Origin of the sequence: Kiloniella sp. (genome assembly GCF_048259265.1) — a bacterium.
In the GTDB taxonomy this organism is placed as follows: Bacteria; Pseudomonadota; Alphaproteobacteria; order Kiloniellales; family Kiloniellaceae; genus Kiloniella.
Window position 1 is genome coordinate 274247 of the sequence record NZ_JBLXHT010000003.1, and the last position, 14838, is coordinate 289084.

At 38.6% G+C, this 14838-nt stretch carries 13 protein-coding genes and 1 pseudogene; 3 read left to right on the forward strand and 11 right to left on the reverse strand.

Annotated elements, in window-relative coordinates; all coding sequences use genetic code 11:
* The first annotated feature begins 69 nt into the window (after positions 1–69).
* Both ACN0QW_RS07365 and ACN0QW_RS07370 read left to right on the forward strand, forming a co-directional pair.
* Complete coding sequence (locus tag ACN0QW_RS07365) at positions 70–996, forward strand: hypothetical protein (RefSeq protein WP_417430136.1); 927 nt, start codon at positions 70–72, stop codon at positions 994–996.
* A gap of 139 nt (positions 997–1135) precedes the next feature.
* Positions 1136–1399 (forward strand): annotated as a pseudogene (locus tag ACN0QW_RS07370) (integrase core domain-containing protein); the annotation flags it as partial.
* A 170-nt stretch (positions 1400–1569) separates the two neighbouring features.
* Here the strand turns inward: ACN0QW_RS07370 and ACN0QW_RS07375 are convergent.
* The 4 genes from ACN0QW_RS07375 to ACN0QW_RS07390 are packed head-to-tail and all read right to left on the reverse strand — an operon-like array spanning position 1570 to position 5748.
* Complete coding sequence (locus ACN0QW_RS07375) at positions 1570–2652, reverse strand: glycosyltransferase family protein (protein ID WP_417430138.1); 1083 nt, start codon at positions 2650–2652, stop codon at positions 1570–1572.
* A gap of 45 nt (positions 2653–2697) precedes the next feature.
* Complete coding sequence (locus tag ACN0QW_RS07380) at positions 2698–3492, reverse strand: FkbM family methyltransferase (RefSeq protein WP_417430140.1); 795 nt, start codon at positions 3490–3492, stop codon at positions 2698–2700.
* The gene (galE, locus tag ACN0QW_RS07385; protein WP_417430142.1) at positions 3485–4462 is read right to left on the reverse strand and encodes a UDP-glucose 4-epimerase GalE; all 978 of its coding nucleotides are present in this window, start codon (positions 4460–4462) and stop codon (positions 3485–3487) included. The genes ACN0QW_RS07380 and galE overlap by 8 nt, the downstream gene beginning before the upstream one ends.
* On the reverse strand, positions 4459–5748 hold the full coding sequence (locus tag ACN0QW_RS07390) for a glycosyltransferase (RefSeq protein WP_417430144.1): 1290 nt from the start codon (positions 5746–5748) through the stop codon (positions 4459–4461). Before ACN0QW_RS07390 ends, galE begins: the two co-directional genes overlap by 4 nt.
* Before the next feature lie 157 nt (positions 5749–5905).
* Between ACN0QW_RS07390 and ACN0QW_RS07395 the strand changes: the two genes are divergently transcribed.
* On the forward strand, positions 5906–6748 hold the full coding sequence (locus ACN0QW_RS07395; protein ID WP_417430146.1) for a class I SAM-dependent methyltransferase: 843 nt from the start codon (positions 5906–5908) through the stop codon (positions 6746–6748).
* A 16-nt stretch (positions 6749–6764) separates the two neighbouring features.
* On the opposite strand, the gene ACN0QW_RS07400 is transcribed toward ACN0QW_RS07395, so the two are convergent.
* From ACN0QW_RS07400 to fcl, 7 genes are read right to left on the reverse strand one after another with little or no spacing between them, the layout of a single operon-like run.
* The gene (locus tag ACN0QW_RS07400; protein WP_417430148.1) at positions 6765–8279 is read right to left on the reverse strand and encodes a hypothetical protein; all 1515 of its coding nucleotides are present in this window, start codon (positions 8277–8279) and stop codon (positions 6765–6767) included.
* Positions 8276–8986 (reverse strand): cytidylyltransferase domain-containing protein, encoded by a 711-nt coding sequence (locus ACN0QW_RS07405; RefSeq protein WP_417430150.1) that lies wholly within the window; start codon positions 8984–8986, stop codon positions 8276–8278. The genes ACN0QW_RS07400 and ACN0QW_RS07405 overlap by 4 nt, the downstream gene beginning before the upstream one ends.
* Complete coding sequence (locus tag ACN0QW_RS07410; RefSeq protein ID WP_417430152.1) at positions 8983–9930, reverse strand: dihydrodipicolinate synthase family protein; 948 nt, start codon at positions 9928–9930, stop codon at positions 8983–8985. Before ACN0QW_RS07410 ends, ACN0QW_RS07405 begins: the two co-directional genes overlap by 4 nt.
* Positions 9923–10975 (reverse strand): GDP-mannose 4,6-dehydratase, encoded by a 1053-nt coding sequence (locus ACN0QW_RS07415; RefSeq protein WP_417430154.1) that lies wholly within the window; start codon positions 10973–10975, stop codon positions 9923–9925. Before ACN0QW_RS07415 ends, ACN0QW_RS07410 begins: the two co-directional genes overlap by 8 nt.
* Positions 10965–12782, reverse strand: a complete 1818-nt coding sequence (locus ACN0QW_RS07420; protein ID WP_417430156.1) for an N-acetylneuraminate synthase family protein — start codon at positions 12780–12782, stop codon at positions 10965–10967. The genes ACN0QW_RS07415 and ACN0QW_RS07420 overlap by 11 nt, the downstream gene beginning before the upstream one ends.
* 52 nt (positions 12783–12834) lie before the next feature.
* Positions 12835–13860, reverse strand: a complete 1026-nt coding sequence (gmd, locus tag ACN0QW_RS07425; RefSeq protein ID WP_417430158.1) for a GDP-mannose 4,6-dehydratase — start codon at positions 13858–13860, stop codon at positions 12835–12837.
* 18 nt (positions 13861–13878) lie between these two features.
* On the reverse strand, positions 13879–14838 hold the full coding sequence (gene fcl / locus ACN0QW_RS07430) for a GDP-L-fucose synthase (protein ID WP_417430160.1): 960 nt from the start codon (positions 14836–14838) through the stop codon (positions 13879–13881).

Below are 14838 nucleotides of genomic sequence, written 5' to 3' on the forward strand. Positions count from 1 at the left end.
CTCAATATCAGATTAATGGCCAACTTATAACAAATAGAAACAAGCTATAATTAGTAGGAAGAAACTAACATGAATAAAGTTTTGGTTGTTGACGGTTTAGCTCGATCTGGTACGACTTTAATAAATTCTATAATTAACAGCCAAACGAACACAATAGCTCTAAGAGGATGTTTTCATGAACTACTTTCTATGGGTTACCCGTGGCCTGAAGGTGGTGTACTAGCAAATATACATTCCGCCACTGATCCAATTTCATTTAATGATAATATAAACAGATGTACAAATTCGGATGAAAAAAAATATTACACTAAAACAACTATCAGCTGGAAACAGATGAAAGAATTTACATTAGACAAAATTGAAGACCTTAGGCAATACGGTTCACTTAATCATCAAACATGGCTGTCTCTTTTAGACAGGGATGTGTCCTCATTATCAGATTTGGATAAACTTTATTCAGATATTTGTGAAACAGCAAACGTACAGACACTATCGCTAAGGTGGAATCAAGCAATAAGTTACGCCCCAATTTGGCTAAATCGTAAAAATCATTATTGGCTCGCAGTAGTACGTAATCCTTTTCATCGAGCACTCTCTGCTCAGAAGGCATTCTCAATGGATATGCAAACGTCTGTAGCTATGACTACAGCTTACGCCAAGAAGCTAGAAACTTTAAAAAACAACCCAAATTTCAAAATAATTTATTATGAAGATATACTTGAAAACCCTCATGCAAATATTTCAAATATCTGCAATTGGTTAGGAAACACATCTGCCCCCGTAATAGACAAAGAATTTGTCAATACTGATGGGGAACCTCATCGCAGAGAAAGCTCTAAGCTAGTCGGAACGAGTATAGACAGAAAAACTGGTATTCTATGCCCCAACATTAGCCCTGCTAGTAAATATGATCCTAAAAATGAAATAGAAAGCTATGATTTCGATAAAATTAAAAAGTGTATTGAAAATTACCCCGTTTATTCAAGGTACCACTAATCGAAGGCTACATACTTTGATTCAATTTGTGTAAAATTTGATACTTTTTCCTACTCAATTATATATCTTTTAGGGTCCTGACTATCTTACCTCATGACCTGCTCCCCTAAAAAAGTCCCTGATTTTGAGTTAACCTTTTTCTCGTGATCTAGATCTATGGGCTTATCAAAACAATGTAACCTTGGATTTCAACCGCCCAGGAAACCCAACCGATAATCCGTTTGTCGAAGTCTTCAACTCTAAATTACGCATTGAATGCTTAAATGCCCATTGGTTCCTTTCAATGGAAGATGCTTGCGAAAAGATAGAGAAATGGCGTAAACACTATAATGAAGAACGGTCACATAGCTCAATTGGGAATATACCCCCCGATTATGTTTGCAAAACCAGTCTGTCAACATGAGTAGAGAGCAAAAGTCTAAAACCCTCTGGAGGTAAGTTCGGGAGCACTGCAAAACAGAAACACTGCTAACTTATAAGTGAGTACATATTGGGGAGCAGGTTATTTCCCATCGCAACTCCGGTACATATCAGTGTGCACTTCGAATGGGAATCTAGCCACCTTAAGAAATTTTATAACAAATACTTACCAATAAGATCATTCAATTCTTCCGATCTCTTTCTCAGCCCATGATCTTTCAGACATCTTTCTTGCCCCTTTCGGGCAATCTCTTCGCGCTTCTCAGGGTGCTTTAAGTAAAATCGTATTTTATCCTCCATTTCACTAAGAGAATTATACGTTTCCACTTCCACTCCAGGCTCAAATATCTCGCTTAACTCATGGCACTGCTCTGTCAGTAAGAAACTACCAACGCCGACCGTTTCAAAAATCCTCATATTGGAGGCGATATTATCAGCCATATCAATATGATTATTAACAACTATTCGCGCACTTTTGAGTGTCCGAAACATTTCCATCCCCCATACCGTAGGCTGGATATATTGTTCCATTTCACTTAAGTCCATTGAAGTCCAGTTAGCCAAATGCAACCTTAAAGAATATTTATTCTCCTGAAATTCAGGCACTCTTGCTAAATGCTCAAGAAATCGCTGACGTTTGTTATGCAAATAACCAATTTGCCCTGCAAAAATTACATCACATTTTTTTCCTATATGAGTGACTTCCTCGGCTACAAATTCTGGAAAGGCGGGCAAGAAGGTCTCAGTCGCACGGGCCCCCGAATGAATAGCTTTATCCCTACATACTTTGAGAGTGGAAACCATTAAATCAACATTTCGCCAATCTACATCATCGGGGATTGGGGCAGCTCGCCAAGCGACAACAAGTCTTGGTTTCCAATTACAATTATCGAGAAAAACTGGATTAAATGCCACAGGATCTGCGATATGAAGAACATCAGGGCAAAAGTGATCTATCTGAGCACAAATAATTTTCTCTCTTGTCGATTGCCCATAGATCATTCCATGTTCTTTAGCCCACGTTTGCTGTGATTGCTTACAATTTACAACAGCAAATAAACTCTCATACCCATGCTTTTCCATAGCAGAAGTAAACAAATGTCCTCCGGAAAAGGCATCTTCTTCAAGTGCTTTCATCTGAGTAGCATAAGAGCCTCCAAACAGTTCTGGATTTCGCCCGTATATTTCTTCTAGATAAGAGGAATAAAAAGACATTAATTCCATAAATTTCGTCAAGGACTTCCTACTCCCCTAAGACTAAGCATCACAAACGCCACGGTACTATTCCTCCCACCAAGCGAATACGGAGCAGATATAGCGATCCGATTTTATTGAATGAAATGGTGGTTTCTGTTTCCCTTTAATCCAAGTCGCCGAATGCAAGTCACTCAAAACATATTTCATTCCTATTGTTTCAAATTTTGCAAGCATCTGACCAAGCTTTGAAGGAAAATTGCTTTGATCCTTAAGAATATGGCCTTCAACAATTACGTGTTTCACTTTATGCAGCATGTCGACACAATCGTCGATCACAGCAAACTCAGCACCTTCTATGTCTAATTTCAACAAATCCACTTCAACTTCATCTGCTAATAAATCGTGCAAGCGGATTGATGGCACTTTGATACCATCATCACTCACATAACCTGAATCGTCAGAAGTTGAGTTAAAGGACACTCCATTATCAGAAATCCATACGGCTTGGTTTTTAGTACCCTTATCCGATAATCCCATGGCATTGATATTCTTTTTAAGTACTTTGAATATATTGGGATCAGCTTCAAAACTTGTAATTACCGCATCTGGAAATTTTCGATAAAAATAGAGCGTTGCAAGACCTATGTGTGCACCGCAATCAATAATTCTCGGCGCCTGTTTTTCTATATCAAAATCGTATAGTTTTTCATTAAAGATTTGCTTTGCCTGATAATAGAAGCTGTGAAGATCTACATATTCCAACTGAACACCATCACAAATTACCGTACCACTGACACGCCGAGGGAATGTTTTTACAACTTTTTCAACCTGTAAAATGACATTCTGCATCGTTCCTTTAAATATCAAACCATCATCCATTTTTTCGTTGCATCCAACGCCAAGCATCAGAAACCATTATCTTCAACTCACTTCTTTCTGGCTGCCACCCTAATTTGTCTTTTGCCTTCTTAGCTGAAGCAATTAACCTTGCAGGATCTCCCGGGCGACGCGTAAGTACATCGTAAGCAATCGACTTTCCAGTCACGTTTTCGCATACTTTAATTATATCTAAAATTGAGTACCCTTCACCAAGCCCGAGATTAAATTGTTCCGAGTTCTGACCAGTCTCAAGCCATTTTAAAGCTAAAATATGCGCCCTTGCTATATCCACAACATGTACAAAATCCCTTACACATGTGCCATCCTTCGTTGCGTAATCATCTCCGAAGATATGAATAATATCCGTACTTCCAAACGCACATTGCAACACGACAGGAATAATATGTGTCTCAGGCCTATGGTCTTCACCTATTCGAGAAGAAGGATCAGCACCCGCGGCATTAAAATACCGCAAACTTACAGATTTTAGAGGGAACTCTTTCTCTGCATCCTTTAAAATGCTTTCAACCATTAGCTTGGATCTGCCATAAGGATTAATTGGATTTTGAGGAAGGTCTTCAGTAATTGTATCTAAATTTGCATCCCCATACGTTGCGCATGAACTGGAAAAAACCATTTGATGACAGCCAACTTTTTTCATCACTTTGAGTAACGAAATCGTCTCGCTAACATTCTGTTGATAATAATCTAATGGGTTTTCCATTGACTCATTAACCAAACATTTTGCTGCGAAATGAAAAACAGCCTGCGGCTTATAGGCAATCATAACATCTAGTAGCCGCTCAGAATCTCCAAGATCTCCGATTTCGAGAGGTCCCCATTTAACAGCATTTCTGTGTCCTGTGCTCAAATTGTCATAAACGACTGGCAGGTATCCTCCTTCTTTAAGCAACATAGCAGCATGACTGCCGATAAAGCCTGCTCCACCCGTAACCAAAATTCTCTTCATATTATTGCCTTCAAAGAACATGCTTCCTTGAGTTTCTCATATAACCTCAGATAGCGCTTTCCTTGTAATTCCATCGCAAACTCTTTTTTTGCAGTGTCTTGAGCAGTATTTCCCATTTCTAAAATCTTTTCCGGAGAAGAAATAGCAGATCTAATCGCATCAACTAATTTGCTTACATTTCTTTTCTCTACGAGCCATCCGGTTTTATTATCAACAATAAAATCTGGAGCCCCTCCTGTATTGAACGCGATCAGAGGTGTCCCGCTTGACATAGATTCCAAGATTATGTTCGGTAAGTTATCCTCAATAGACGGCAAAAGGGTAAAGTCGGCAGCATTGTAATACTTGCTCATCACAATAGGATCACTGACATAAGGAAGGGAAAGCTGTTCAACCAAACCATTCTTTTGGGCGCTGGAGTTACCAACCGTTACGAACAGGAGTTGACGTGCCTCATTTTCAGTTAAACCTCTAAAGGCCTGCTCAATATAGATTAGGCCTTTCCTCGGATCGGACACGTAATCCGAAGGAAAAAACGCGATAATTTTATCGCTCGGTAAATTAAGATCTTCACGAATTTTTTTTTGAGACCGAGGCTTAAATTGATGCTGGTCCAAACTATAGGGAATAACGTGAACATCGAAGTCCTTAAACATCAAGCTTCGCTTTGCTTGCCTAGCCAGCCACTTACTCGGAGCTACTACCGTGATAGGAAATGGCACACAAGATAGCGCATTACTTTTAATCTCATGTATTTTTCGTGACAAGTCTACCTCTCTATTTGAAGAGATATATTCACACGCACCACATTCATTTACAAATTTCCCACATGCGCCCGAGTAATGGCAACCTCCTGTAAAGGGGTACATATCATGTAATGTCCAAACTATCGGTATTTGCGTCTTTTCATGACTAAAGAACTCAGGAAAATCCACTAAGCCGCTAATCCAATGTAAATTTAATATATCCGCATCAGGTAATTGATTGAGCATTTGCTTCCCAAATGGAGCAAAGGGTAAGCTAAAAGGACCAAGATGCGAGCCAATCTCACCCTTGTTCATAGATAAGAGAGTTTCTGCCTTCCTGCGTATCGAGTCTCGCTGCGCAATATCTTCAACTGTTATATTATTGATATCAAGTTCTTGAACACTACAATCATCACTCAACTTTTCCCGAACGAACATTGTTGAATCCGTGCCGATCGACTGAACAGCCTTGTGTTGGCGGTAAGCTGCAATTGCGGCTCCCCCCTTAACATCCCAACGATTTAGCTGTACAACTTTCATTAAAAATCCATCTTATTATAAGGCATGTACGATCATCAGATTGAAAACTAATATACTCATTTTCTATTCAATTCTGGCTTGACTTACTCGAATGAACAATACTCATTGGACCTTAATAGAAATAAAAATAATCACTTAATATATTAGAGGAAAGTAATTGGCCCATAAATTATTGAGGAAATTAATTCGTCTCCCTTATATTGGGCGTCTTATATTAATGTATCAAAGATCTAAGTATCCCTTAAAACAATATCTGGTCAAAGGGAGAGTAATGGTAAAATGGCTAATACACTCTAAAGAAATAACAAATTATACCTATGACTTAACTCCATTAAACAAAACACATCTAGCAGCAACTTTAGCTGAAGTCTTATCAAGACCATATAGTGAAGTTTGGGGCTTCATTACCGAATTAGAGGCAGATACAGATTTAGCCCTCCATATATCCGACGCGACGGAAAAAAATGAACATTCTTTTGTCGCTGATAAAAATGTGAAATTTGGAAGAAGATTGGGATGGTATGTAATCGCCCGTGTCATAAAACCGCAAGTAATTGTAGAAACAGGTGTAGATAAAGGGCTTGGAGCTTGTATTTTGGCTGCAGCGCTAAAGCGCAATAAAGCAGACGGGTTTCCTGGTTATTATTATGGCACAGATATCTATCCTAAAGCTGGCTATTTATTATCGGGTAAATATGCTGATTTTGGAACAGTGTTGTATGGTGATTCCTTAGAAACGCTAAAAGCATTCGAGAAAACCATTGATATGTTTATAAATGACAGTGATCATTCCCCAAGTTATGAAATACAAGAATACAACGCTATCAAAAAAAATATTCGAGCCAAATCAGTTATTCTCAGTGACAACTCTCAAAGTACAAATGAACTTCTAAACTATTCTCTGCAAACCAATAGAAATTTTCTCTACTTTCAAGAGAAACCACTTGATCATTGGTATAACGGTGCGGGCATTGGAATATCGTTTAAAAGGAACCACTAAAACAACCCTAATACATTTATAACAATCCAAGTTCGTCTTTCAAAAAGAGATTCAATTTCTGTATATTTTCACTCAAATCTGCCTCAATGTACTGTGAAGGGACCACTGACATACACTGTTTAGACAAACTAATATTCTTGAGAAGAGCTTGTCCTGTTTCACTGTACAAAAATTCCCCTCTATAAATTTCATCCGAATACAACTGAAGTGCTGTTGGATCTATAAGCGACGTAGGTATTCTCAATGCAGATGCCTCATAAGCGACGCTGGACCAAGCAGTTACATGATGTTTTACTGACTTTAAAAGAGGATAAAGAGATATTTCACTCGATATTTCTACTTCAAATTTTGTTGGAGCAACTTTTGCAATTCTTTCAATCAGCTCAGCCTTGTTAAAAACCATATTCGGATGCATTCTTATCAGCCACAACCATCCTTCAGGGGCTTTTTCCATCGCCTCTAAAAGAACTTCACTGATAGGGTCGGCAAGCGGTTGTAAGGTTACCAGAATAGACATATCAGCTTTTTTTATTCTTTCTAAAAAACTCATATGCTCTTCTGGCAACTTAAAGGGATGTCCTGTTTTCCACAAACTTAACCACGGATATCCTATAACAACCGGCTTATGGGTTTTCAATTTTGCGGGGAGATGTCTGGAAATATTTTCAGCTGATGTACTACCCCAACTCCAAAAATAATTTGGCAATAAGTCCCATCCATTTTTCGGTACTTCCGTAAAATGAGTATAATTCACATTATAGCTACCCTGTTTACCATGTTGTATATCGATGACAGGAATACCAACACGTTTCGCGGCAAGTAATATTGCAAGGTTTACTATGGAATAGTAACATACAGTAAAGATGGCCTTAGGCTTACTTGCTGACAATACTTTGGTCATGTCATTCGCATAAACTAATATGAGGCCTAAATCTTTTTTGAATCTTTCATTAAATTCTTCTAAGTCACTATCTATTAGCGAAATAATTTTCGAGTAATCAGTAATATCCGAGAATTTAATGGGGTTATTTTTATTCTGCCAAAAAGCTCTATGCGTAAGATGGCCTAACTCATAATTAAAAGCAGGATAAACAAAATTATTGATCTTCTTAGAACTTGAGAAGACCAGTTTGAACAAGTCTTCTCTAGGCAAGACGACCTGCAATGTATCAGCAAATCGATCGACTAGACCTTCTTCTATCCGCTCTGCATGCCCTAATTGACCAGGCAACACCCAAATTTTGTTTTTGCCTTTACGAGCAAGTTTTTTTTGGGCCATAAAGTGCTTAATTTTTTCGCGAATACAAATCTCTAACCGGCGAAACAACGGTCTTTTTTTTAACTTTTCAGCCCCCTGCTTTCTGGTTTCAAGCGGTTGGAGATCTTCAACAAGCCATGATCTCACAATATGGGCTCTTAGAAGCGGCCAAATTCTAATGTCGTGATACTTAATTTTAGTAACATCGTTTTCTTGCTCAAAGAACACTATTTTTTCCAGCGCCCTCTCAAAATTGATCCCACCAGACATCATTTTCCGGCCCTACTGGCCTCTGCGAGAGCTTTCGCAACAATGAAATCAATTTCATTGTCAATATCGACAGACGTATTTCGGTCCATAAAGTATGGGATTGCATTTTGATATAAGGTTTTTAATTCCTTATCTTTAAGATCGCTTATTTTCCGAACGTAAATCGCTCCGTTGGGATGATACGCTGTTTTTTGGTCTTGGCTACGGGTGTTACCGGTTAGTAGAGGGGAGGCAGACAAAACTGGTTTCCAATTTCCTTCTTCTTCGCAATGAAAGGCAAAATTAATAGAAAACCCATACTCAGTTGCCGAGAACACTGGTTTTTTTTGGGTAGCAAATAAAGTTATAGCTTCATCAACCTGCGCCGTTGTACGTAAAGGTATAGTTGGTAATGCAAGAAGGAAAATATCATCATCTTCTGAAAATATTTTTTCCCGTGCCCCAACCAAATAATCAAATATTTTAACTTTATCTCCAGCTTCTTGGTCTGTTCTATAATCAAGAGAAAGCTTATCATTATCGAAGTAATTTTTGGCCAAATCCCAATATTCAATGGAATCAGTAGAAAAGATGACACGATCCACTTTACTGGATTGCATAACAGCCTCCAGCGTCCAAATAACCAACGGCTTACCGGCAAGATCTTTAATATTTTTTCCCGCTAGTCGTTTAGATCCAGAGCGAGCAGGCACAAATGCAGTAACCGTCATTTATCAAAAAACTCGTTAACTTTTTTATGCGTGCTTTTATAAATCACTTCGATTTCACCGTACTCTTCATCATTAAGATGTGGCATCGGCATACGATCTCTTCTATGCATTAAACCTGCAGCTTGCAATAATGCTTTATTAGTTCTGTGCCAGCCATATTTCGCAACACAGCCATCAAAAAACGGCCCTTCAATATTATCCAGTATAAAATTTATCGATTCATTATCATTCGCTTTGTAAGCGTTCCAGAAAGCCTCGCCAATTCTAGCATCAATCATAGATATTCCGTTGAGATAGGCTTTGGCCCCGTAGGGACGGTAGTTCATGAATACCGATTTTCTCCCTGCGATAACAACACGTATCTGAGGCTCCAGCTCCAAAGCGACACACGTCATCTGAAAATCCTTTGCATCTTCTTTTAACGCAGCAATTTGTGGAATTTTTGGCAAAGATTGTAACAAAGATTTCGGCCAATGCATTTGCGTACCATCCTCCCCAGAAAGGAAAGGCATCTCATGCACTAAAATTCCCATATTGGATTCACGACCAACTTCTGCATAATGATCTAATATCTGATCATCAGAAAAGTACTTTTCACGCACCAACAGAGAGATCAAATCAGCCCCTTCTTCTTTCGCATGACGTGAAAACTCTATAGTTTCCGATGTAGAACAATGAATAGGATCTCCAACAATAATTACATTTTGACGATCAAGCTCTTTCACTTTCCGAATACAAAAAGCATTTAATTCCATAATTTCTTTATGCGTTAGTTGGGAATAACGAGAGTTATAGGCCATTGCATAAAACTTGCGCCCACCGGTACGATAAATATGCTCTAGATACCGATCCAAAGAACTGTAATCAATTGAATTATCATCATTAAATGGTGTAAATATTGTATACACGCAGCCTTCAAGCCGTTCTTTTATTTCATTAAACATCTATGTTTCCGTTCATTCGTCTATTCGTGTCGGCCTCTACCATTTTTTGTGCAATATCGCTTAATTGATAGCTAAGTTTAAAATTTGTATGTTTTCGTAATTTTGAAGCATTGCCCCTCAACGGAGGCGTCTCTTGAGGGCGAAAATATTGTTTTGATATTTCAGCAAGTCGCATACCTGTCTTATCATCGATGCAAACTGTCTCCAGACCTTCCCCTTGAAAAATTGGAGAAAAACCAACGGCCTCGGCAGCTTGAACGAGAAAGCTCTTTACTGAAGTCAACTTACCCGTTGCAAAGACAAAGTCCTGTGGTTCTTTTAGGCTCAAAATTTCCGGCATCACTTTGACATAATCAGAAGCCATCCCCCAATCTCGTTCTGCCGCAAGATTACCCAATTGCATAGGCTCACCGTTTTCTTCTGCTAAACGAACTAGATTATATGTAATCTTTCTAGTCACAAAATTCCTGGCACGATAAGGACCATCATGATTAAACATGATTCCGCAAGAGGCAAAAAGTCCGTACCGTTTTCGGTAGATGTTAATCAGTTGCTGTGATGCTAGTTTTGAAATTCCATAAGGATTAAGGGGGTTACAAATACTATCTTCATCTAAGCCTTCTCCAGAAACATCTTCCCCAAAAATTTCTGAACTAGAAGTGAAAAACAAGCGAGTTTCGGGGGAAGAAATTCTTACTGCCTCCAGGACGTTTAAACATCCCAAGTAATTAGTCTGCATCGTGTTTGCTGGTAACTGGAAGGAATCTTCAACAAAACTTTCACCAGCAAAATGATACAAGTGGTCAGGTTTAACTGACTTTATTAAATCTAATACAAGATATGGTTCTTGAAGGTTGATATTTATCCAATCAATTTTCTGAAAAATATCAAGTTCTTTAAGTCTCCAATATTTATTTGTATTTCCACGACGAGTTCCTCCGACAACCCTCCAACCTTGCTTAATAAGATCAGATGCTAACAAAGCCCCATCCTGCCCTGATGCCCCAAGAATCAATGCCGTTTTCTTTTTTTGATTAATCACCATTATACATCTCGTGAAGGGAACAAAGAGCTTTGGCAAAACCTGCACCTTTATTTAAGTGTCCTTGCCAAACCTCTATTACCTTTATTCTATCCAGTCCCATTGCCAAGTCGATAACGGCTTGATTTTTTTTATCCCCGGCACCAAACTCGACGCCTTCACCATCATACCCAGCTGCATCAGCAATATGTATATGGCGAATATTTGTCTCCAAATCCTTAATAACATCCTGTGATTGAAAATCGAATAATGTATCTCCCATAGCCAAATGACAGACATCCATACATATAGGCATGTCGAAAGACTTTAGATGCGCAATATCTTCAACATTATTCATAGCCCTTAAAGGTACAGCCCCCCCAAAATACCATGCAATCGGTGGAAGCCACTGTGGGAGAATCATTACCCCCTGATTCAAGTAACTACTCAATAATTCAGCGTGCTGTTGATAAAAAATGTTTAATGTCTGATGTACCAATGAAAAACTACCAACGACGAGAACATCCTTCCCAGTATGATCTTGTAACGCCTTGGAAAGCTCTACTGTTTTATTAATAATATCCAAGCTTCCCTGCCGCTGACCTTCATCCGTGGAAAAAGGATCAACTAGCATCGTAGAACTTATATAATCAGGCAGATGAATACTATACTCATTTGTTCCAGAAAATGTTTTATGATTAATTTCATTTCTCAAATCCCCAAATGATAAATGAAACTCATAACGACCAATAGGATACTTAGATTCAATCAACTCAAAGTCGTGAAATCTTACAGGTAGTGAAATTAAATGATCTTTAGCAAATTGAATGGTTTCATCTGAAACCTTCGAAGGAGAATCGAAAACAGAGCTGTCCAGAACTCCCCCTTTAACAACAGTCCGTATTGCGCTCTTTTTAAATACCTCCGAAGAACGTTCCATTCCTAAGCCAGTTCGTGGTGATCGTAAAACCACGTCTTCTGGCACAATTTTCTCACCACATCGTATTTCTCTTTTGGCATAGAACGAACGACCCAAATTCTGGAGGTTCAATAACTCTCCTTGATTTGGGCTACGTGGACTATCTCCAGATTGAATTAATTTCAAATTTTTAGAAAAAGCCACCAATTTAGAAAATTCTTCACCAGTAGAACTCGAACTATGATCCAACCCCGATGCAACCTTGTCGAGAGTAATATGCCTCTCAATGACAGTTGCCCCCAATTGCATTGCCAAGAGGCAAGTTTCCCACATTTCATCATGGCTCGAATAACCAAACGAGTGGTCCCATTTTTTTTGCAAATATACCAGATAGCCTAATTTACTGTTAGAAAGGTTTACCGGATAATTTGAAACACAATGTAGCGGCGTCCATATCGATGGATTCAACTGGGGGAGAATAGTTTCGATAACTCCCTCATCCCAAGCACCAGTTGATATAAAACAGTCCTTATCATAACGCTCCAGTTCCTTAATGAGAGGAACATTGGTAAACTCAACCGAAGGAACTTTAAAAAAATCAAAGCATTGAATCTGGTCTGCAAAATCACCTATATCATCAGGAGTAAAAAAACTTATGCCAGATGCTAAATTAAGGGTTTGGGCATGATTTGATAACAACAATATAGTATCAGGAGAAAGATAATTTCTTCTTATTTCATTGAGGAGTATTTCATCACCGATCTCTCGTTTAGCTGTCGTATAAGTATTAGATAAATTTCGATATTGAAATTTCACCCCCCAAACACCTGCATCAGCAGCTATATTTATCAGTTTACGCGCGACGTCAATATCTCCACCATGATTGATACCAATTTCTGCAATTACCTTCATGCAATCCATATTTTCAGCTCTGCCTTATTTCTTATTCAATAAATATCTTTTTTCATGACAGATCAGATAATACCATTTCTGAAACCAACTCTTTAAAGGATGTGGTGTGTTTCCATCCTAAAACTCTTTCAGCTTTACTGGGATCTCCCAGAAGAAAATCAACTTCTGATGGGCGAAAATATTTAGGATCAATCCGAATTAGAGTTTGACCGCTATTTATATCGAACCCAATCTCATCTACCCCTTCACCTCTCCAAGAAATTTCATATCCAGCTATGGAGAAGGCTACTTCAACAAAATCCCTTACAGAATGAGCCTCACCGGTTGCAAGCACATAATCTCCAGGTACATCTTGTTGTAAAATTCGCCACATTCCTTCTACATAATCTCTTGCATGACCCCAATCTCGTTTTGCATCCAAATTGCCTAGATATAAACACTCTTGTTGACCATTTTTTATGGCAGATATAGCCATCGTGATTTTCCGTGTAACAAAGGTTTCTCCACGAATTGGACTTTCATGATTAAACAAAATACCATTAGAAGCGTGTATTCCGTAAGCTTCTCGATAATTTACAGTAATCCAATACCCATACAATTTTGCTGCAGCATATGGAGAGCGCGGATAAAAAGGCGTCGTTTCACTTTGCGGCACTTCCTGAACTTTTCCATACAACTCTGAAGTAGAAGCCTGATAGAATTTAGTATCTGTCAATTTCAATATTCTCATAGCTTCAAGAATACGCAAAACCCCCATACCATCAGAATTCGCTGTATATTCAGGCGTTTCAAAACTGACATGAACATGGCTTTGCGCTGCTAAGTTATAAATTTCATCTGGCTGTGTTTCTTGTACCAAACGAATTAAATTTGTCGCATCAGTTAAATCGCCGTAATGTAAATAAAAATTATTATCTGAAACGTGTGGATCTTGGTATATATGATCAACCCGCCCCGTATTGAAAGAAGACGAGCGGCGTTTTATTCCATGAACTTCATACCCCTTAGCCAATAAGAGATCGGCAAGATAAGCCCCATCCTGACCTGTAACTCCAGTAATCAGTGCTGATTTTTTCACGTCTATTCCTTCTTAAAATCATTGCCTGACAAAGCTTTGGTTATCCAAATACCATTGATAATATTCAGCCAACCCATCATTTAATACAATTTGAGGCCGCCAATTCAATTCTTTTAACTTTGAAACATCAAGTAACTTGCGTGGAGAACCATCAGGGCGGCTTGGATCAAATATTATTCGTCCATTATATCCAACAATACTTCTAATCATTTCTGCAAAATCTGCTATCGATATATCTGACCCAGTCCCCACATTAATGTGGTTATCTTCTGAATAATTTTTCAAAACATGAATACAAGCATCCGATAGGTCATATACGTGTAAAAACTCCCTAAGAGGGTAACCCGTTCCCCAGACTTCGACACTAGGTCTTTCCTCTATCTTTGCCTCGTGCATTTTTTTTAGTAATGCCGCAGGAACATGGCTATATTCAGAATGAAAATTATCTCCTGGACCATAGAGGTTTGTCGGCATTATTGAGATAAAATCACACCCATATTGCCTTCGATAGGCCTGACACATTTTAATCCCCGCAATCTTAGCGACCGCGTACCATTCATTTGTCTCTTCCAATTCTCCAGTTAATAACTGCTCTTCTTTTATAGGTTGAGGCGTATTCTTTGGATAAATACAAGACGAGCCTAAAAAAAGTAACTTCTCCACCTTATTTAAATAGGATGCATGAATAATATTAGCTTCGATCATTAGGTTATTATAAATAAATTCTCCCGGCAAAGCACTGTTTGCGTGGATCCCACCAACTTTTGCCGCCGCAATAATTACTACATCGGGCTGATTATCACGCAACCATTTTTCAACGTCACATTGCCTGGTCAGATCAACAATTGAATGCTCTACGGTTAAGATTTCACATGATTCATCTTGAAGACGGCGAACTATAGCTGCGCCGACCATCCCACGATGACCTGCCACCCAAACTCTTTTATTTGATAGCGAATATCTTTCGAACCCAATCAC